The sequence below is a fragment of the Streptomyces sp. KL109B genome, from assembly GCF_030766935.1.
Lineage (GTDB): Bacteria > Actinomycetota > Actinomycetes > Streptomycetales > Streptomycetaceae > Streptomyces.
The window spans coordinates 116,355-135,050 of record NZ_JASERL010000017.1 but is presented as its reverse complement, the minus strand read 5'-3'; the positions used below and the strand labels follow the sequence as shown (position 1 = coordinate 135,050).

Below are 18,696 nucleotides of genomic sequence, written 5' to 3'. Positions count from 1 at the left end.
GCCCGCCTTTGGTGGGGGCGCCGTGGTGTCAGTCGTTGCGTGCCGTCTCCGGCTCCGTGATCCGCCGCAACAGCGGCAGCGTAGAGGCGATGACGGCGAGTGAGACGACGATCCCGGCGAGTGTCATGCCGTAGTAACCGGCGCCCGGGAGCCGGATCGAGTAGCCGTACTGCGCCTGGAGGAACAGCTGCGCCGTCAGGAAGCCCGTCCCGATGGCGAGCGCCGCGACGATCAGCAGCGGCGCGGCGCTCTCCAGGAGCACCACGCGCCGCAGGGTGCGCAGCGGCACTCCGGTCAGCCGCAGCAGGGCGAAGGGCCGCTTGCGTTCGCCCAGCCCGCCGGCCACGGAGACGGCGAGGCCGCATCCGGCGATCGGGAAGCTCATCGCGACAACGACGGTGGCCAGTTGCTGATAGCCCTCGATGTCGGCCCAGCGCTGCGCGGAGTCCTCGGCGACGGTGTACGGCGGCAGTTCGTCGGGGTAGGCGGCGGCGAGGATCGTACGGACACGTTCGACCGCGGCCGTCGAGCCGTCGGTCGTCACGATGATCCCTTCCACGGGGAGCGTCCGCAGCCGCCGTTCGCCGATGTCCGCAGCAGGCCAGACGGCGGGCCAGGCCCGGTCCTCCCGCATCCCGAAGTGCGAGAAGTCGGGTGGGATCGCGGCGGCTTCGGCTCCTGCCCGGCAGTTGTTGTGCGCGGGCATCCTGGCCAGTTCGGCGCAGGAGACGAGACCGGCCAGGATCGGCGGCTGGCCCTTCGGCGGGCGCGGTTCCACGGGGTCGGGGATGCGCAGCGGGTTCGTGTGGATCACCAGCACGCCTCGGACACCGGGCACGGAGTCCAGCCGCGCGCGGGTCGCGGTGGGTGGCGCGGGCGGCGGCGGTGCGGGCTTGTGCCTGAACTGGCGGCCGTAGTCGGCGACCACCGAACTGCCGAACACCGCCTTGTCCTCGGGCACTCCGCTCTCCGCGACCACCGCCGTGATGATCCCGACGGCCGTGCTGGTGACGCACAGGGCGAGCACCAGGCCGCTCACCGCGCGGAACCCGGCCTTCGGGTCGTCCGCGAGGCGCCGCCCGGCGACGAGCAGCGCGGGCCGGCGGGTGAAGCGGACGAGCAGCCGGGCCCCGGCCATGGTCAGCCACGGCCCGGCGAACACGAGGCCGATGAGGACGACGAGCATGGCGGGGACGAAGACGAGGATCTGGCCGCCGGTGTCCTCGGGCACCCGTCCGACGACCCACCACAGCTGTCCCAGGCCGAGCGCCAGCGGGATCAACCGCCAGGCGCGCGGCGGCCGGGGCGTGGCCCTGCGGGTCACACCGAGCGGCGAGACCCGCACCCGGCGCAGCGCCACCCGAGCCGCCACCGCCGCCGCCACCGGCACACCGAAGGCGACGAGCAGCACTTCGCCGACGCCGAGCGACATGTCTTCGGTGAAGAACGGGGTGCCGGTCAGGTCGGCGCGCGCCACCAGGGGCCGCAGCGCGTACCAGAGGCCGAAGCCCATCGCCGTACCGGCGACGGCGGCGACCGCGGACTCGATCGTGGCGATCAGTGACACCTGCCCGGGTGTCGCGCCGACGAGCCGCATCGCGGCGAAGCGCTGTTCGCGCCGGGCGGCGGCGAGGCGGCTCGCCGTGCCGGTGAGGATGAGCACGGGGAAGATCAGGGCGACGGCGACCACGGAGAGGATGAGCGCCATGCCGTCGGCGTCGATACCGGCGGCGACGTCGCAGTTCGGGCCGTTGCAGCGGCTGGGCGAGCGGGTCTCGATGGTGGTGACACGCGTGGCGCCCGCCTTCCCCGCGAGGTCCCCGGGGCTGCGTCCGACCACGACGATCAGGGAGTCGGGGCCCGGCAACGCGGACCTGCCGATCGTGCCCGCCCGGTGGCCCGGGTAGCGGTCGGCCAACTCCTGGGCGGGCGTGGCGCGCAGCAGTGCGGCGAGGGCCGGGGAGACGTAGAACTCGCCGGGGCCTGGGAGGCGGGGCAGGCCCGGCGGCACGGGCGATTCGGGCCCGGTGGCGGCGACGTCGACGCGGCCGATGAGCCTGCCGTCGTAGTGGTCGGCGCGCAGCAGCCACCACAGCGGGTCGGCGTCGGCGGCCCGCGCGTGCCTGCTCTGGGTGAACTGGCCGCCCGTGTTCAGCCAGGCGTTGCGGTCGTTCTGGCCGCGGGTGGCCTCGACGGCGGCGAGCGTCGACAGAAGCAGCGCGACGCCCACGGCGACCGCGGCGGCGATGACGGTCAGCCGCACCAGGGCCTCCCGGCCGCCCGCGACGGTGAGGCGGAGCGCGAGCCGGATCACGAGGCGGCCCGTTCGACGGAGAGTGGTGTCACCCTGCCGTCGCGGACGATGACCTCCCGGTCGGCGTAGGCGGCGACGCGCGGTTCGTGGGTGACGAGGACGACGGTGGTGCCCTGCTCGCGGACGGAGCCGACCAGCAGGTCCATCACCTGTTCCCCGGTGAGCGAGTCGAGGGACCCGGTGGGCTCGTCGGCGAACAGCACGCGCGGCCGCGCCACCAACGCCCGTGCCAGCGCGACCCGTTGCGCCTGCCCTCCCGACAACTCCCCCGACCTGCGCCCCTCAAGACCCGCGAGGCCGAGCCGCTCGAACCAGCCGCGGGCCTCGCTCAGCGCGGAGGCACGACGGCCGCGCGCGAGGAGCAGCGGCAGGGCCACGTTCTCGACGGCCGTCAGCTCCGGTACGAGCTGGCCGAACTGGAAGACGAAGCCGAAGTGGTCGCGGCGCAGCGCGCTGCGCTCGGCCTCCCGGAGGGTGTCGACGCGCCGCCCGTCGTAGTGGATCTCGCCGCCGTCGGGGACCAGGATCCCGGCGAGGCAGTGCAACAACGTCGACTTCCCGGAGCCGCTCGGCCCGGTCACGGCGACGATCTCGCCCTGCGCGACGGTCAGTTCGGCGCCACGTAAGGCGGGTGTGCTGCCGAAGGAGAGTTCCACGGCGCGCGCTTCGACCAGACTCATGACCTCACCTCCGCGGCCAACGCGCCGAGCCGCGCCACGGTCATGTCGATCCAGCGCAGGTCCGCCTCCAGGTGGAACAGGCCGTGGTCGGCCAGCATCCTGTCGACGAGTCCCCCGGTGCGGCGCAGCTCGGTCAGCTCGCGCATCCGCCGCATGTGGGAGGCGCGCTGGGTGTCGAGGTACGTCTGGGCGTCCCGCTCCAGGAGCAGGGCCAGGACGACCTTGGTGAACAGCACGGTCTGCAGGTGCTGTTCGGGGGCGACGGGCTCGGTGAGCCACGCCTCCACTTCCGTGACCCCGCTGTCGGTGATCACATACCGCTTGCGGTCGGGCCCCTCCCCCGGCTCGGACTCCCCGACCGCCACCTTCCCGTCCCGGGCGAGGCGGCGCAGCGTCGAGTAGACCTGGCCGTAGGGCAGCGGCTTGCCGCGGCCGAAGTAGGTGTCGTAGTTCCGCTTGAGGTCGTAGCCGTGGCTCGACTCACGTTCGAGGAGCCCGAGAAGCGCCAGAGGAACGGTCATACCTCGGGGTATACGCCGGGTGTATACCTCCGGTCAATACGTCGGCGTGCGCAGCCGTGACGACACCAACAAGCCGATACGGCAGGCTAGTTGGGCACTCAGCGCGCTCCGTCCTCGTACGGCAGCGCCGCCAACAGACCGGCCACATCCGCCTCGCTCGGCTCGCTCTGCAGAAAGACGACCCGGTACAGCGCGTAGCCCAGCCAGCTGTCGACCACCGCCGCGGCGTCCAGCCCGACGGGCAGCTCGCCCCGATCGACGCCGCGGCGCAGCAGCGCGATCCCCGGTTCGCCCCACGCGACCAGCAGGTCCCGCAGCTCCGCGCGCCCGGCCTCGCCGCGTTCGACGAGCGCCCCGGCCACGACACTCGGATCGCCGAGCAGCGTCAGGGTGCGCAGGAGGTCGGCGAGGTAGGCCCGCGCGTCCTCGCGCACGGAGCCGGTGTCGGGCTGCGGGCCCGGCGTCAGCTGTCCGGCGACGGCCTCGGTGACGACGGCCGCCTTGTTCGGCCACCAGCGGTAGAGGGTCATCTTGGCGACACCGGCGCGCGTGGCGATCCGCTCCATCGTGACCTTGTGATAGCCGAGCTCGGCCACCAGCTCCCGCGCCGCACTCAGCACGGCGGCGTGTGCCTGCGGGTCCCGGTGGCGGCCGCGCCGGGGGCGGGGAGTCGTCGACTCGTCCATGTGTCGCTCTCCGATCTTCGGCCGGTATTCGGGAATTTCTAGACAGTACGTATCGTCTAAGAATAGTGACAGGCCCGTCGGGCGGCGGCGGACCGCGACACAGCTCAATCAGGAGGTCCGCAATGAACGACCGGTTCGACAGGTTCGACAGGTTCGACAGGTTCAACGGCAAGGTCGTCCTCATCACGGGTGGCGGCTCGGGTCTGGGCCGGGCGGCGGCGGTCCGCGTCGCGGCCGAGGGCGCGAAGCTCGCGCTGGTCGACGTGAACGCCGAGGGGCTCGCCGCGAGCGCGGCCGAGGTGGAGAAGGCGGCGCCGGGCACGGAGGTTCTGACGATCACGGCGGACGTCAGTGACGAGGCGGAGGTCGCGCGCTATGTGACCGAGACCCGGCAGGCGTACGGCCGGATCGACGCCTTCTTCAACAACGCGGGCATCGAGGGCAAGCAGAACCTGACCGAGGAGTTCGGCAGCGACGAGTTCCAGCGCGTCGTCGACATCAACCTGCGAGGCGTCTTCCTCGGCCTCAAGCACGTCCTCGCCGTCATGCGCGAGCAGGGCGCGGGCACGGTCGTGAACACGGCATCGGTGGGCGGCATCCGCGGCGTGGGCAACCAGTCCGGCTACGCCGCCGCCAAGCACGGCGTCGTGGGCCTGACCCGGAACTCGGGCGTGGAGTACGGCCAGTACGGCATCACCGTGAAGGCCATCGCGCCCGGAGCGATCATGACGCCGATGGTCGAGGGCTCCCTCAAGCAGCTCGACCCGGTGAACTGGGAGGAGGCCGGCCGACAGTTCGTCAGCGTCAACCCGATGAAGCGCTTCGGCCGCCCCGAGGAGGTCGCGAACCTGGTGGCCTTCCTCCTCTCCGACGAGGCCTCCTTCATCAACGCCACGGTCGTGCCGATCGACGGCGGCCAGTCCGAGCAGTACTGAGCGGCACCGACAGCCGCGGCCGCAGCCCCGGCCACAGCCCCGGCCACGGCCACAGCCACCGCCACCGCCACGCGGGCGCTCAGCGCCGGCCGTCCGCTCCGGCCGGCGCGTACTGCGCGACACCGTCCCCGAACGACCAGTCGATCGACGCGTTCTCGGTGAGCGTGACGAGTACGTTGCGCGGTTCGGTGCCCGCGTACGCGTGCGCGAGTTCGGCGATCCGCCGGTACAGCGCCCGCTTCCGCTCGTCGGGGCGCCCGGCGCGCAGCGTGATGCCGACGAACACCACGTCGTCGTCGCGCCGCACCCCGAGGTAGTCGTCGTAACGGATGGTGCCGCGCTCGCCGTCATGACTGGTGAGCACCTGGAACAGGTCGTCGGTCGGGAAGCCGAGCGTTTCGACGAGGGCGTCGTGGACCGCGCACCCCAGCGCGTCCAGGCGTTCGGCGTCGGCCTTGAGGGCGTCGATACGGACGAGTGGCACGAGCGGGACTCCTTCGCGGGTGGACGGGCTCGAACGTGGGTGGGCGGGCCCGACAGCGTTGTCGTACATACTAGTAGTTACAAACCTTCGCTCCTCAACCCCACCCCGGATGTATCCCTGTCATCTGGTCGACGTAGGGTCCCCTTTTGTTCACCCACAGGGTGACATCAAGACCTCGACGACCAGGAGCTCTTCCCGTGCCCGCACCGTCTACTGCCCCGGCGCCCATCTACGACCGACTCGTCGACGAGCACGGTGATGTGCTCGCCGACGCACGCGAGGCCGCGCACGAGGCCGAGCGCACCGCGGAGGGTGTGCTCGACTTCGGGCACGCGGAGGCACCGCAGGGCGCTGCTGCCGAGCGGGTCCCCCAGACCGGCACCGGCCAGTTCCCGCAGGCCGCTCAGGCGCCGCAGATACCGCAGGCCCCGCAGGCCCCGCAAGCGCCTCAGACCGGGCAGACCCCGCAGGTTCCGCAGGCCGGCCAGGCACCTCAGGCCGGTCAGGGCCCCCAGGCACCTCAGCGTCCGCAGGGCCCGCAGGGCGACCAGGGCCCGCAGGTTCCGGGGGCCTCTCAGGTTCCGCAGGCCGACCAGACCGCTCAGATGCCGCGGATCCCCGGCCCCTCGCAGGAGAGCTGACCGCGCCGCGACGTGGTCGTTCGCCCTCCCGCCCCGGAGCCGGGGCGACCGGCGGCGCCGGTCAGGCGCCCACGTACCGCGCGAGGTGCTCGCCGGTGAGGGTGGAGCGGTCGGCGACGAGGTCGGCGGGGGTTCCCTCGAAGACGACCTTGCCGCCGTCGTGCCCCGCTCCGGGGCCCAGGTCGATGATCCAGTCGGCGTGCGCCATCACGGCCTGGTGGTGCTCGATGACGATGACCGACTTGCCGGAGTCCACGAGCCGGTCGAGCAGCCCGAGGAGTTGCTCGACGTCCGCCAGGTGCAGACCCGTGGTCGGCTCGTCCAGAACATAGACACCCCCCTTGTCCGCCATGTGCACGGCGAGCTTGAGCCGCTGTCGCTCGCCGCCGGAGAGCGTGGTCAGTGGCTGGCCGAGGGTGAGATAACCGAGGCCGACATCCTCGAGCCGCTCCAGGATCTTGTGCGCGGCCGGGGTGCGCGCCTCCCCCGCGCCGAAGAACTCCACCGCCTCGGTCACCGGCATCGCGAGCACCTCGCTGATGTCCTTGCCGCCGAAGTGGTAGTCGAGCACGGACGCCTCGAACCGCTTGCCGTCGCACTCCTCGCAGGTGGCGGCCGCGCTGGCCATGATGCCGAGGTCCGTATAGACGACGCCCGCGCCGTTGCAGGTCGGGCAGGCGCCCTCCGAGTTGGCGCTGAACAGGGCCGGCTTCACGCCGTTGGCCTTCGCGAACGCCTTGCGGATCGGCTCCAGGAGCCCGGTGTACGTGGCCGGGTTGCTGCGCCGTGAGCCGCGGATCGGGGTCTGGTCGACCGCCACCACGCCCTCGTCGGCGGGGATGGAACCGTGCACGAGGGAGCTCTTTCCGGAGCCCGCGACACCGGTGATCACCGTGAGCACCCCGAGCGGGATGTCGACGTCGACGTTCTGGAGGTTGTGCGCGTCCGCCCCGCGGATGGCCAGCTTGCCGGTCGGCTCGCGGACGGTGTCCTTGACCGCGGCCCGGTCGTCGAGGTGGCGCCCCGTGATGGTGTCGCTGGCGCGCAACTCCTCGACGGTGCCCTCGAAGCAGACGCTGCCGCCGCCCGTACCGGCACCGGGGCCGAGGTCGACGACGTGGTCGGCGATCGCGATGGCCTCCGGCTTGTGCTCCACGACGAGCACCGTGTTGCCCTTGTCGCGCAGCCGCAGCAGCAGGTTGTTCATCCGCTGGATGTCGTGCGGATGCAGGCCGATGGTGGGCTCGTCGAAGACGTACGTGACGTCGGTGAGCGAGGAGCCGAGGTGGCGGATCATCTTGACGCGCTGCGCCTCGCCACCGGAGAGGGTGCCCGCCGCGCGGTCGAGGGAGAGATACCCGAGGCCGATCTCCTCGAACGACTCCAGGGTGTGCTGGAGCTTGCCGAGCAGCGGCGCCACCGACGGCTCCTTGAGCCCGCGCACCCACTGCGCCAGGTCCCGGATCTCCATCGCGCACAGGTCGGCGATGCTCTTGCCCTTGATCTTCGAGGAGCGGGCGAGCTCGCTGAGCCGGGAGCCGTCGCAGTCGGGGCAGGTCTGGAAGGTGACCGCGCGGTCCACGAAGGCCCGGATGTGCGGCTGCATCGACTCCCTGTCCTTGGACAGGAAGGACTTCTGGATCTTCGGGATCAGGCCCTCGTAGGTGAGGTTCACCCCGTTGATCTTGACCTTGGTGGGCTCCCGGTAGAGGAAGTCGTGCCGCTCCTTCTTGGTGTACTTGCGGATCGGCTTGTCCGGGTCGAAGAAACCGGACTCCCTGATCACCCGCACCACCCAGCCGTCCCCGGTGTAGGTGGGGATGTTGAACGGGTCCTCGTTCAGCGACTTCGAGTCGTCGAAGAGCTGGGCGAAGTCCATGTCGGAGACCGTGCCGCGGCCCTCGCAGTGCGTGCACATGCCGCCGGTGCGGCTGAAGGACACCTTCTCGACCTTGGACTTCTCGGCGCCCCGGTCGACGGTGAATCCGCCCTGCGCCGAGACGGACGCCACGTTGAACGAGTACGCGCCGGGCCCGCCGATGTGCGGCTTCGCGAGCCGGCTGTAGAGGATCCGCAGCATCGCGCTCGCGTCGGTGGCGGTGCCGACGGTGGAGCGCGGGTCGGAGCCCATCCGCTGCTGGTCGACGGTGATCGCGGTGGTCAGCCCGTCCAGCACGTCGACCTCGGGCCGGGCGAGCGTCGGCATGAAGCCCTGGAGGAACGCGCTGTACGTCTCGTTGATCATCCGCTGGGACTCGGCGGCGATCGTGTCGAACACGAGCGAGCTCTTGCCCGATCCGGAGACCCCCGTGAACACCGTGAGGCGCCGCTTCGGGAGCTCGATGCTGACGTCCTTGAGGTTGTTCTCCCGCGCGCCGTGCACGCGGATCAGGTCGTGGCTGTCGGCGGGGTGCGACGTGTTCGACGGGGGCCCCGTCCTCGCGACCTTGCTCATCTTGTCTCCATCGGGTGTGCGCGGCCACCGGCTGGATCGCCGGCGTCGCCTGTCTCGAATCGGTGTGTTCGATTGTCGCCGCAAACACGGCCCCCGCCACCGCAATCGGTGTACTCGCCGGGGCGCCTGCCTACGGACCAGCCATCCACCCATGAGGCTAGCGAGCACCACTGACAATCCGGCTCTTCGCGACTCTCCCCTGGTCACGACCTTGTGCACGTCTATTGACTGATATTCAAACCCGTCGGTAGCTTCAACTACCAGCGCGCTGAACCCCCTTGCCCCACACGGCACTTGGCCCTGAGCCGGCCCGGTTTCGAAGGTCTCTAAGGAGCAACAGATGGCGAAACGCGCGTTCAGCGTCAGACTCACCGCCCTCGCGGCCACGACCGGCGCCGCCCTCGTCACCCTCGCGTCCCCGGCGCACGCGAGCCCCGAACCCCTCTCGTACGTCGCCCTGGGCGACAGCTACAGCGCCGCTTCCGGCGTGCTCCCGCTCGACCCGAAGGCGAGCCCCCTGTGCGCCCGCTCCACCGCCAACTATCCGCACGTCATCGCGGAGCGCACCGGCGCCACGCTCAAGGACGTGACGTGCGGCGGCGCGCAGACGAAGGACTTCGCCGGGGCCCAGTACCCGGGCGTGCCGCCGCAGCTGGACGCGCTCGGCCCGGACACCGACCTGGTGACCCTCACCATCGGCGGCAACGACAACAACACCTTCATCAGCACCATCCTGTCCTGCGCCGCGGCGGGCATCGCCTCGGGAGGCCAGGGCCACCCGTGCCAGTCCCTGAACGGCGACAAGTTCAGCGACGACATCGACAACAAGACCTATCCGGCGCTGAAGACCGCGCTTCGGGCGGTGAAGGACAAGGCGCCGAACGCGCGGGTCGCCGTGCTCGGCTACCCGTGGATCATGCCGTCGGCCGCGCAGAAGGGCTGCTTCGCGAAGATGCCGCTCGCGACCGGCGACGTCCCGTACGTGCGCGACATCCAGGCCCACCTCAACAGCGCGGTACAGCGTGCCGCGAACGAGACCGGCTCGACGTATGTGGACTTCTCCCAGTCCTCCGAGGGCCACGACGCCTGCCAGCCGATCGGCACCCGCTGGGTCGAACCGGCCCTGTTCGGAACGAACTTCGTCCCTGTGCACCCCAACGCGCTGGGCGAGTCGGCGATGGCCGACGCCACGACGGCGGCGCTCGGGCTGCGTTCCTGAACCGAAGGTCCGGGTCGGGGGCCGCCCGCGACATCGGCCCTTGACCTGGAGCGCGCTCCAGATCCGAGCATGGGGCGCATGAACACCACGCACAGGAACACCACTCACCCCGAAATCGTCCTCGGGACCATGGACTTCGGCACCCGCGTCACCGCCGACCGGGCCTTCGCGATCCTCGACGCCTTCGTCGCGGGCGGCGGCGTCTGGCTCGACACCGCCAACTGCTACTCCTTCTGGGCCGATCCCAGCGGAACCGGCGGCGCGAGCGAGCGCACCATCGGCGCGTGGCTCCGGGCCCGCCCCGGCGTGCGCGACAGGGTACGGATCGCGACCAAGGTCAGACAGAACCCGCTCGTGCCGCACTCCTGGCCGGACAGCGCCGAGGGCCTGTCCGCCCCCGCCGTCCGCACCGGCGCGGAGGAGAGCCTGGAGCGCCTCGGTGTCGATCACGTGGACCTGCTCTGGGCCCATGCCGAGGACCGCACCGTGCCACTGGAGGAGACGGTCGGCGCCTTCGGCGAGCTCGTCACCAAGGGCATGGCCCTGCGGGTCGGGGCGGCGAACCACGCCGCCTGGCGCGTGGAACGGGCCCGGTCGCTCGCGCGCGAGCAGGGCGTGGAGCCGTGGACGGCCCTGCAGTTGCGCCACTCGCTCCTCCAGCCGCGCCCCCTCGCCCCGCTCCCGGAGTCCGCCCACCGCCTGCTCACCGTCGAGGACTTGGACCTCGCGCGCTCGGAGGGCCTGTCCGTGTGGTCGTACAGCTCGCTGATCTGGGGTGCGTACGAACGGGCGGACAAACCGCTGCCGGAGACCTACGATCACCCCGGCACCACCCGCGTGCTCGCCGTCCTGCGGGAGGTCGCCCGCGAACTCTCGGCCGCACCGAACCAGGTCGTCCTCGCTTGGCTGATGCGGCAGGGCATCGACCCCATGGTCGGCGCGAGCCGCGTGGAGCACATCGAGCAGGCGCTCGCCGCGAGCCACGTGCGGCTCGACGACGACCACCTGGCACGCATCACCGAAGCGCGCTGACACCGCCCCTCCTAGGAGCTCCATGACCAGCCACACCCCGGCCGCGGCCGCCGACCGCACCGGCGTCTCCATCGACACGCTGCGCTACTACGAGCGCGAGGGGCTGATCGGCCCGATCCATCGGACCGTCGGCGGGCGCAGGCAGTACACCGAGGACGACATCTTCTGGATCGGCCTCGTCACCTGCTTCCGCGACGCCGGCCTCGGCATCGCGGACCTGCGCGCCTTCGTGGCGATGCTGCGCGCCGAGCACTCCGCGCAGGACCGGGTCACCTTCCTTCGTGAGCGTCGCGCGGATCTGGAGCGACGGGTGGCGGCGCTGCGCCGGGCCATGGAGGTCCTCGACGACAAGATCGCCTACTACAGCTGAGCGGAGGGGCCGCGGTGCGCCACACCGCGGCCCCTTCATATGAAGGCGACCTCCCGGTACTTGGGCGACGGCCCGTCCAGCAGCGCCCCGGATTCGCCGCGCAGCCAGCGGTCGAAGAAGGCGGCCACATACGCCCGTTGGGCCGCGACCGCCCGATGGGCGGGCACTGTGCCCACCCACTGCGTCAGCTGTTCGCGCGGCAGGTCGAGGCGGGAGGCGATCTGTGGGAGCAGGGTCGTCGCGTCCGTGTACGTGGCGTGCCGGGAGTCGCGCAGGGTGAGGTCGAGGCGCCATCCGGTGCTGTGGCGCCACAGTTCCCGCCAGGAGGGGACGGTCGTCCGGTCGTTGCCCGCGCTGCCCATCAGGAGCGCCGGCCGGTGCACGCCCTCGGCCGCGACGGTCGACAGGCCGCCCTCGTCGTGGTCGTCCTGTACGTAGGCGAGCACCCCGTCGAGGTTCGCGGCCGCGGCGAGGCGCTCGTCGTCGTGCAGGGTCTGCAGCGCCGCGAAGCCACCGGCGGACTGGCCGAACATGCCGATCGGCGCCCTGCGCAGCCGGTGCGTGTCGAAGGCCCTCCGCACCACATCAAGGACGAAGCGGGCGTCGGCGACGCGGACGGCCGATGTCTTCTTCAGGAGCGCGGTCACCGCTGCCGGGCCCGCCTGTTGCGCCCTCTCGAACTCCTGCGGGAGCCGGGAGCCGACCACCCGCCCACCCGGGAACTCCACCGCCGACACGTCGTAGGGGTGGTCGATCGCGATCACCACATAGCCGCGCGAGGCCAGATCGTCGGTGAGCGTCGTGCCCAGGGAGCGCGGGTCCAGGACACCCGGGGAGTACAGCACCACGGGGTACGCCTCGCGGCGGTCCAACGGCGCGCCGGTGTGGGCGAACGTACGCGTGGCCGCCCAGTCGACGCGGCCCGCGGGCAGGCCCCCGAAGTTGTTGAGCCGGTCGAAGCGCTCCGCCTCCCGTGCCGTCATCTGCGGCGCCCGCCCGTGCCCGGTCACCGTCCGCGCGGGATAGCGCACGTCGACCATCAACTCCCGTACGGGAGCCGCCGTCCAGGGATCGCGGCGGGAGCGGTCCACGAGGCGCAGCGCCACCCTCCCCACCGGATGCGGCCCCGTCGGAGCGGGCAACCGCAGCCGCACCCGCCGCGGGGCCGCCTGCTTCGAGGACGAGGCCGAGGCCGCCGCCACCGGGGACGCGCCCATGGTCAACAGCGCCGCGCCCGCCGCGAGTACGCTGCGCCGCGCCGGCCTGCTCGTCGAGATCGTGCCGTGTTCGTCCATGGCTCAAGATTCGCGGTGTGACGTCCGACGCACCATCCGGCCAGCCTCCACTTCTCCTTGGGGGAAATCCCCCAGGCGATCACCAGGTGCCCCGGTCTGCGGCCGTCCACCTGTCGGTCCTCGCGTCAACACCCCGCTCACCTCCTCGTATGCTCGGGGTCGACGCCGACGGACCCGATCTTGGAGTGAACACTGGTGGCGCGACGGCCGATCCGCAGGGACACCTGGGACCGTTTCATGGCTTCCGATCCGGGGCTGCTGCGCCTGATGGCCGGGTTGCGGATCGTCACGGCGATCGGTCTCTCGCTCGCCGTGCTCGCGCTGCTCGGCACGGATGTGACGCACATGGTCGCGGGCGCGATGGCCGCGATGGTGAGCACGTTCGCGATCCGCGAGAAGAATCTGCGCGGCCAGGCGATCACGCTGTCCTGTGGTTTCCCGGTGGCGGTGGCCGCCATGACGCTCGGCGCGCTGCTGCACAACAAGGTCGTCGCCGGTGACCTGTTCTTCATCGCGTTGATCTTTGGCGCGGTGTATTCGCGGCGGTTCGGCGACCGGGGCACGGCGCTCGGCCTGATGGGCTTCCAGGTCTATTTCGTGTCGCTGTTCGTGAACGCGACCGTCGATCAACTGCCGCTCCTCGCGGGCACGTTGGCGGTGGCTTTCGCGTGCAGCGCGGTGGCCCGCTTCGTGCTGGTGCCGGAGACCCCGCAGCGGGTGCTCGACCGGCTGCGCGGCGCGTTCCGGGCGCGGCTCGCGCAGTTGGTGACCGCGCAGACGAGGCTGCTGGACGCCCCGCCGGAGGAACTGGACGACGTACTCGACGACCTGCGGCACCACACCGCGCGGCTGCACGAGACGGCGCTGATGATCCAGGGGCGCCTGGAGGACGGCACGGGTGACGCGGCGACGGCCTCGCTGATCCAACGTCGTATCGCCGACGCGGAGGTCGCCGCCGAGCGCCTCGGCATGCTGCTGCTGAACGCGCGCAGCTCCGAGCGCGCCGACACCCTCACCCTGCACCTCCCCCACGCGCCCGCGCCCGCGATGGGCAAGCTCCTGCGCCGCGAGGACGAGGCGACGGCCACCCTCCGCCGCGATCTGGGCGCCCTGCACTTCATGGTGTCCCGCCCCGCCGAAGCCAACCGGGGCACCGCCGTCGCCCAGATCCGCAACCGGCTGCTCGGCTACCGCGACGAGGAGCGCATCCCGCCGGGTGCCACGCTCGCCGTGCAGGACGTGTTCCGCGGCATCGGTGAGGCGGCCCGCGCGGTGATGGGTCTGCGGATCGCGCTGGACGGGCCGCAGGACGAGTCCGACGACTCCCCCGCCACGACGCGTTCGCGCGAGGAGTTGGAGGCGGAGGACATGTCCATCACGGGCACCGTCGCCCTGACGAGCCTGGAGAAGGGGAAGGCCGAGGACGGCGAGGAGGACGAGGAGGACGACCGCTCCGGCCTCGACCGGCCCACCACCCGCGCCGCCTTCCAGGTCGCGGTCGGCTCCGGTCTCGCGATCGTCGGCGGCGAGTTCCTCTCCTCGCAGCGCTGGTACTGGGCCGTCCTGACCTGCTGGGTCGTCTTCCTCAACACGGCGTCCACGGGCGAGATCGTCATCAAGGGCTACCGCCGGGTGCTCGGCACAGTGCTCGGTGTGCTCGCCGGTGTGCTGCTCGCGGGCGCGGTCGGCAATCACACATGGGTCGCGTTCGTCCTGGTGCTGCTGTGCGTGTTCGCGGCGTTCTTCACCGCCCCGCTGTCGTACGCGCTGATGTCGTTCTTCGTGACGGCGATGCTGGGCCTGCTCTACACGCTCCTGAACACCTACAGCCTCGACGTCCTGGTGCTGCGCATCGAGGAGACGGCGCTCGGTGCGGCGTGCGGCATCATCGCGGCGGTGCTGGTGCTTCCGGTGCGCACGGACTCGCGCACGGACGAGCTGCTGGCGACCGTCCTGGAGCGGCTCGGCGATGTGGTGGCGGGCGCGGTGGAGCAGCTCAGCGGTGGCCCGGCCGCGGATCTGCTCGACCGTGCACGCGACCTGGACACCGCGCTCGACGACCTGCGTGCCTCCACGAAGCCGCTGACACATGCCATCGCGCCGCAGCGCGAGCGCCGTCAGACCGTGCGCTATCTGGTGGCGCTCCTGGAGACGTCCGCGTACCACGCGCGTTCTCTCGCGGCGACCGCCGAGCTCGTCCCGTACAGCAAGCACGTGGCGGCCGATCCTCGGCTCGGCCGCGCGGCCCGTCGTATCGCGCACAACATCGGCGTGCTGGTGGCGCAGGTGAACGACGAGGACACGACGGGGACGGTGGAGTCCGGTGCGAGCATCGCGGCGATGCTGGAGACGGACGGCCTGGGCGTGCCGGCGGCGAACACCGTCACGTACCGCGTGCTGCGCCACCTCCAGCGCCTCGACGAGGGGATCTCCGGTCTCGCCCGGCCCCTGGACGTGCCCGTGGGACCGCGCACCTGACCGAAGCCCCGCCTTCAAACCCGCTCCCACCTGCGGATACGATCCTCGGATCGCGCCGACACACATCCCGCCGACCCCGAGCACGCCACCCCTACCGCGCTGCCGCCCGACTGGAGTCACCCCGTGAGTGCCCCCGCACCCGATGCGCCCGACGCACCCCACTCCCTGCTCCCGCTGTCCCGAGTGCCGCGTACGGGGCTGCCGCAGCGCGCCGTCGTCGTCGGCGACCCGGCCCGCGCCGCGGCCGTCGCCGCGCTCCTCGACGACGCCGAGGAGGTGTCGTACCACCGGGAGTACCGGGTGTTCCGCGGCACGTGGCACGGGGTGCCGGTGGTCGTCGCCTCGCACGGCATCGGCGGTCCCGGGGCGATTCTGCTGTTCCAGGAGCTGGCAGAGGCGGGTGTCCGTACGTTCGTCAGGTTCGGTACGGCGGGTGCGATGCGGCCGGGGATCGGGGACGGCGATCTGGTCGTGGCCGAAGCGGCGGTGCGTGACGACGGGGTGACCGGGCAGCTGGTGCCCGCCGAGTACCCGGCGGTGTCGGCTCCGGAGGCCGTCCTCGCCCTCACGCGCGCGGCCCGCGATGCCGGGGCGCCGCACCACCGGGGAATCGTTTGGACGCGCGCGGCGTTCCAACCAGGGCTGATCCCACTGAACCAGTACGACGGCGCGGGCCTCGCGGCGATCGAGATGGAGGTGTCCGCGCTCTTCGTCATGGCGTCGCTGCGCGGGCTCGTCGCCGGCGCCGTCCTCGTCGTCGACGGGGTGAACGCGGACGAGCTGGTCGACCGGGACGGCACGGGTGGCTACGACCCGCACCGCGACGTCGTCGCCGAAGGCGTCGCGCGCGGCAGCGTCGTGGCGCTCGACGCGCTGCGCATACTCACCAAGGAGCAACTGTGACCGAGTCCGCCGATGTGACCGGGCCCGTCGATCTGCTGGTGCACGGCGGCACCGTCCTCACCGTCGACGACGCCTCGCGGGTCATCGAGGACGGCGCGGTCGCGGTGCGCGACGGGGAGATCGTGGCGGTCGGCCCGTCCGACGAGCTGCGCGCCCGCCACACCGCCGCCGACACCCTCGACGCCTCGGGCGGGCTCGTCCTCCCCGGCCTGATCAACACGCACACCCATCTCGCGATGACGCTGCTGCGCGGCGCCGCCGACGACGTGACGCTCCAGGAGTTCCTGGGCCGTGTCGTGCCCGCCGAGACACGTCTCCTCGACCCGGGCACCGTGGCGTCCGCCGTCCGCGTCGCCGTCGCGGAGAGCGTACGAGCGGGTGTGACGTCGGCGCTCGACATGTACTGGTTCCACGAGGCCGCCGAGCGGGCCGCGCGCGACGCGGGCTGGCGGCTGCACACCGGGCCGCTGTTCATGGACGTGCCTCAGCCGCCGGACGGGCGGCCGTACGAGGAGCGCCTGGCGTGGGCGCGCCGCCACCTCGAAGCGGTCCCGGCCGGCACCCGCCCCGTCGTGTTCGCGCACTCCACGTACACCCTCTCCCCCGAGCAGCTCACCGAGTGCTTCGCCCTCGCCCGCGAGTTCGGCGCGCTCATCCATCTGCACGCCGCGGAGAACGCCGCCGAGGTGGCGGGCGTCGAGGTCGCGCACGGCAAGCGGCCCGTCGAACTCCTCGACTCCCTCGGCCTGTTGGGCCCCGACGTGGTGCTCGCGCACGCCGTCGACCTGACCGGCGGCGAGATCGCGGCGATCGCCCGCGCGGGCGCATCGGTCGCGCACTGCCCGGTGTCGAACCTGAAGCTGGGCTGCGGCATCGCGCCGGTGCCCCGGCTGCTGAGCGCGGGTGTCACCGTCGGCCTCGGCACGGACGGCGCCGTCAGCTCGAACACCCTCGACGTCCTCGGGGCGGTGCGGCAGGCGGCCCTCGTACACAAGGCGGACGGCGATCCGACGGCGGTCGGCGCCGAGCAGGCCGTGCGCATGGCGACCATCGAGGGCGCCCGCGCGCTCGGCCTCGGCGACGAACTGGGGTCCCTGGAGCCCGGCAAGCGCGCCGACCTGATCGTCCTCGACACCCGCCGTCCACACCTCACCCCGCGCCACGACCCGTACGCGCTGCTCGCCTACGCCGCGCAGTCCGCCGACGTACGGGACACCGTCGTCGACGGCCGGGTCCTGATGCGCGACCGTACGCTCACGACGCTCGACGAGGCCGCGGTCCTCGCCGACCTCGAAGGCCTCGCACACACCACCCGTCCGGAGTCCCACGCATGACCGCCGCCCACGCCACCCGCGGCTTCGTCGGCCGCCCCCGCGTCCACAACGCGGGCCTGCCGCCGGGCCAGTACGACGCCGGCGACGACTGGCCGGTTCTCTCCGCCGAGGTGACACCTCAAGTCGACCGTCAGGACTGGACGTTCACCGTCGACGGCCTCGTCGCCGAACCCCGCACCTGGACGTGGGACGAGGCGCAGGCGCTGCCCCCGTCCTCGTACAGCGGTGACATCCACTGCGTGACGACGTGGTCGAAGTTCGGGGTGCGCTTCGGTGGTGTCTCGCTCGACACGTTCCTCGACGCCGTCCGGCCCTCCCCCGGGGCGACGCACATCATGGCGTACTCGCACACCGGCTACACGGCGAACCTGCCGCTCGCCGACGTGACGGGCGGCAGGGCGTGGCTCGCGTTCAGCTACGAGGACGAGCCGCTGCCGACCGAACACGGCGGCCCCGCACGGCTGTTGGTGCCGCACCTGTACTTCTGGAAGAGCGTGAAGTGGGTCGCGGGCCTTCGGATCCTCGATCACGACGAGCCCGGTTTCTGGGAGCAGAACGGGTACCACCCGCGGGGCAACCCGTGGGAAGAACAGCGATACGCGGGTGACTGAGACCATGAATTTCGTCGCGCCGACGCGGTTCGCCGTCCCCGGCCGGATCGCCGCCGGTCAGGGCGCCGCCCTCTGGCAGCGTGCCACGATCACGGAGATCCGCCGGGAGACACCGAACGCGTCCACGTTCCGCTTCGCGGTGCCCGGCTGGCAGGGGCACCTGCCCGGCCAGCACCTGATGCTGCGGTTGACCGCCGAGGACGGGTACACCGCCCAGCGGCACTACTCGCTCGCCTCCGCGCCCGACGACTCGGGACACATCGAGCTGACCCTCGACCACGTCGTGGACGGCGAGGTGTCCGGCTTTCTGCACACCGGGGCGCGGGTCGGCGACGAGGTGGAGGTGCGCGGACCGCTCAGCGGCTTCTTCGCGTGGCCGGGCGACCGGCCCGCGCTGCTGCTCGGCGCGGGCTCCGGCGTCGTACCGCTGATGTCGATGATCCGCCACCACCGGCAACGCCAACTCGACCTGCCGCTGCGCCTGTTCGTGTCCGCGCGTACGCACGCGGAGCTGATCTACGCCGACGAGTACGGGCCCGAGACGACGCCGGTGCTCACCCGTGAGGGCGAGCGCCGGCGCCTGGACGCGGACCACCTGACGCCGTGCTTCAAGGACGGGGCGCCGGAGTGGGAGGCGTACGTGTGCGGCTCCAACTCCTTTGCCGAGCATGCCTCCCAACTCCTCGTCGGCCTCGGTCAGCCGGTGGACCGGATCCGCATCGAGCGCTTCGGGTGACG

General features: G+C 71.8%; 17 protein-coding genes. 10 read left to right on the top strand and 7 right to left on the bottom strand.

All coding sequences use genetic code 11. From position 1 onward, the window contains the following. Positions 1-28 precede the first annotated feature (28 nt). The 4 genes from RBJ65_RS39110 to RBJ65_RS39095 form a co-directional block, all read right to left on the bottom strand. Complete coding sequence (locus tag RBJ65_RS39110) at positions 29-2,314, bottom strand: FtsX-like permease family protein (protein WP_306322012.1); 2,286 nt, start codon at positions 2,312-2,314, stop codon at positions 29-31. After that, on the bottom strand, positions 2,311-2,994 hold the full coding sequence (locus RBJ65_RS39105) for an ABC transporter ATP-binding protein (RefSeq protein ID WP_306322013.1): 684 nt from the start codon (positions 2,992-2,994) through the stop codon (positions 2,311-2,313). Before RBJ65_RS39105 ends, RBJ65_RS39110 begins: the two co-directional genes overlap by 4 nt. Further along, a complete protein-coding gene (locus RBJ65_RS39100) occupies positions 2,991-3,515 on the bottom strand; it encodes a PadR family transcriptional regulator (RefSeq protein WP_306322014.1) in 525 nt (174 codons plus the stop codon). Before RBJ65_RS39100 ends, RBJ65_RS39105 begins: the two co-directional genes overlap by 4 nt. A 98-nt stretch (positions 3,516-3,613) precedes the next feature. Further along, the gene (locus tag RBJ65_RS39095) at positions 3,614-4,201 is read right to left on the bottom strand and encodes a TetR/AcrR family transcriptional regulator (RefSeq protein WP_306322015.1); all 588 of its coding nucleotides are present in this window, start codon (positions 4,199-4,201) and stop codon (positions 3,614-3,616) included. Between the two features lie 122 nt (positions 4,202-4,323). On the opposite strand from RBJ65_RS39095, the gene RBJ65_RS39090 reads away from it, so the two are divergent. Next, a complete protein-coding gene (locus RBJ65_RS39090) occupies positions 4,324-5,136 on the top strand; it encodes an SDR family oxidoreductase (RefSeq protein ID WP_306322016.1) in 813 nt (270 codons plus the stop codon). Positions 5,137-5,215: 79 nt separating this feature from the next. Here the strand turns inward: RBJ65_RS39090 and RBJ65_RS39085 are convergent, their stop codons facing one another. Continuing rightward, on the bottom strand, positions 5,216-5,620 hold the full coding sequence (locus RBJ65_RS39085) for a tautomerase family protein (protein ID WP_306322017.1): 405 nt from the start codon (positions 5,618-5,620) through the stop codon (positions 5,216-5,218). Between the two features lie 197 nt (positions 5,621-5,817). Here RBJ65_RS39085 and RBJ65_RS39080 point away from each other — a divergent pair, with 197 nt between their 5' ends. Next, entirely contained in the window at positions 5,818-6,261 is a 444-nt protein-coding gene (locus RBJ65_RS39080; protein WP_306322018.1) for a hypothetical protein, read from the top strand. A 61-nt stretch (positions 6,262-6,322) separates the two neighbouring features. Here the strand turns inward: RBJ65_RS39080 and RBJ65_RS39075 are convergent, their stop codons facing one another. Further along, a complete protein-coding gene (locus tag RBJ65_RS39075; protein WP_306322019.1) occupies positions 6,323-8,716 on the bottom strand; it encodes an excinuclease ABC subunit UvrA in 2,394 nt (797 codons plus the stop codon). Between the two features lie 340 nt (positions 8,717-9,056). Between RBJ65_RS39075 and RBJ65_RS39070 the strand changes: the two genes are divergently transcribed. The 3 genes from RBJ65_RS39070 to RBJ65_RS39060 all read left to right on the top strand — a co-directional run bounded on the left by RBJ65_RS39070 (position 9,057) and on the right by RBJ65_RS39060 (position 11,337). Further along, positions 9,057-9,935 (top strand): SGNH/GDSL hydrolase family protein, encoded by an 879-nt coding sequence (locus RBJ65_RS39070; protein ID WP_306322020.1) that lies wholly within the window; start codon positions 9,057-9,059, stop codon positions 9,933-9,935. A gap of 69 nt (positions 9,936-10,004) precedes the next feature. Further along, the gene (locus RBJ65_RS39065; protein WP_306322021.1) at positions 10,005-10,967 is read left to right on the top strand and encodes an aldo/keto reductase; all 963 of its coding nucleotides are present in this window, start codon (positions 10,005-10,007) and stop codon (positions 10,965-10,967) included. 22 nt (positions 10,968-10,989) lie between these two features. Continuing rightward, positions 10,990-11,337: a MerR family transcriptional regulator gene (locus RBJ65_RS39060; protein ID WP_306322022.1), complete on the top strand. Its 348-nt coding sequence runs from the start codon at positions 10,990-10,992 to the stop codon at positions 11,335-11,337. A gap of 35 nt (positions 11,338-11,372) precedes the next feature. Here RBJ65_RS39060 and RBJ65_RS39055 read toward each other — a convergent pair whose 3' ends face one another. Then, the gene (locus tag RBJ65_RS39055; protein ID WP_306322023.1) at positions 11,373-12,632 is read right to left on the bottom strand and encodes a hydrolase; all 1,260 of its coding nucleotides are present in this window, start codon (positions 12,630-12,632) and stop codon (positions 11,373-11,375) included. Positions 12,633-12,869: 237 nt separating this feature from the next. Here RBJ65_RS39055 and RBJ65_RS39050 point away from each other — a divergent pair, with 237 nt between their 5' ends. The 5 genes from RBJ65_RS39050 (at position 12,870) to RBJ65_RS39030 (ending at position 18,694) form a co-directional block, all read left to right on the top strand. Further along, on the top strand, positions 12,870-15,110 hold the full coding sequence (locus RBJ65_RS39050) for an FUSC family protein (RefSeq protein WP_306322024.1): 2,241 nt from the start codon (positions 12,870-12,872) through the stop codon (positions 15,108-15,110). A gap of 123 nt (positions 15,111-15,233) precedes the next feature. Beyond that, a complete protein-coding gene (locus RBJ65_RS39045; RefSeq protein ID WP_306322025.1) occupies positions 15,234-16,013 on the top strand; it encodes a nucleoside phosphorylase in 780 nt (259 codons plus the stop codon). Further along, on the top strand, positions 16,010-17,347 hold the full coding sequence (locus RBJ65_RS39040; RefSeq protein WP_306322026.1) for an amidohydrolase: 1,338 nt from the start codon (positions 16,010-16,012) through the stop codon (positions 17,345-17,347). The genes RBJ65_RS39045 and RBJ65_RS39040 overlap by 4 nt, the downstream gene beginning before the upstream one ends. Continuing rightward, positions 17,344-17,958: a sulfite oxidase-like oxidoreductase gene (locus tag RBJ65_RS39035; protein WP_306322027.1), complete on the top strand. Its 615-nt coding sequence runs from the start codon at positions 17,344-17,346 to the stop codon at positions 17,956-17,958. Before RBJ65_RS39040 ends, RBJ65_RS39035 begins: the two co-directional genes overlap by 4 nt. Beyond that, positions 17,951-18,694, top strand: coding sequence for a ferredoxin reductase (locus RBJ65_RS39030; RefSeq protein WP_306322028.1), 744 nt, complete (start codon positions 17,951-17,953; stop codon positions 18,692-18,694). Before RBJ65_RS39035 ends, RBJ65_RS39030 begins: the two co-directional genes overlap by 8 nt. Positions 18,695-18,696 lie beyond the last annotated feature (2 nt).

Coding starts and splice junctions, on each gene's coding strand:
- RBJ65_RS39095 (WP_306322015.1), bottom strand. CDS start 4,201: ATGGACGAGTCGACGACTCCCCGCCCCCGGCGCGGCCGCCACCGGGAC.
- RBJ65_RS39065 (WP_306322021.1), top strand. CDS start 10,005: ATGGGGCGCATGAACACCACGCACAGGAACACCACTCACCCCGAAATC.
- RBJ65_RS39070 (WP_306322020.1), top strand. CDS start 9,057: ATGGCGAAACGCGCGTTCAGCGTCAGACTCACCGCCCTCGCGGCCACG.
- RBJ65_RS39100 (WP_306322014.1), bottom strand. CDS start 3,515: ATGACCGTTCCTCTGGCGCTTCTCGGGCTCCTCGAACGTGAGTCGAGC.
- RBJ65_RS39055 (WP_306322023.1), bottom strand. CDS start 12,632: ATGGACGAACACGGCACGATCTCGACGAGCAGGCCGGCGCGGCGCAGC.
- RBJ65_RS39050 (WP_306322024.1), top strand. CDS start 12,870: ATGGCTTCCGATCCGGGGCTGCTGCGCCTGATGGCCGGGTTGCGGATC.
- RBJ65_RS39035 (WP_306322027.1), top strand. CDS start 17,344: ATGACCGCCGCCCACGCCACCCGCGGCTTCGTCGGCCGCCCCCGCGTC.
- RBJ65_RS39060 (WP_306322022.1), top strand. CDS start 10,990: ATGACCAGCCACACCCCGGCCGCGGCCGCCGACCGCACCGGCGTCTCC.
- RBJ65_RS39090 (WP_306322016.1), top strand. CDS start 4,324: ATGAACGACCGGTTCGACAGGTTCGACAGGTTCGACAGGTTCAACGGC.
- RBJ65_RS39075 (WP_306322019.1), bottom strand. CDS start 8,716: ATGAGCAAGGTCGCGAGGACGGGGCCCCCGTCGAACACGTCGCACCCC.
- RBJ65_RS39105 (WP_306322013.1), bottom strand. CDS start 2,994: ATGAGTCTGGTCGAAGCGCGCGCCGTGGAACTCTCCTTCGGCAGCACA.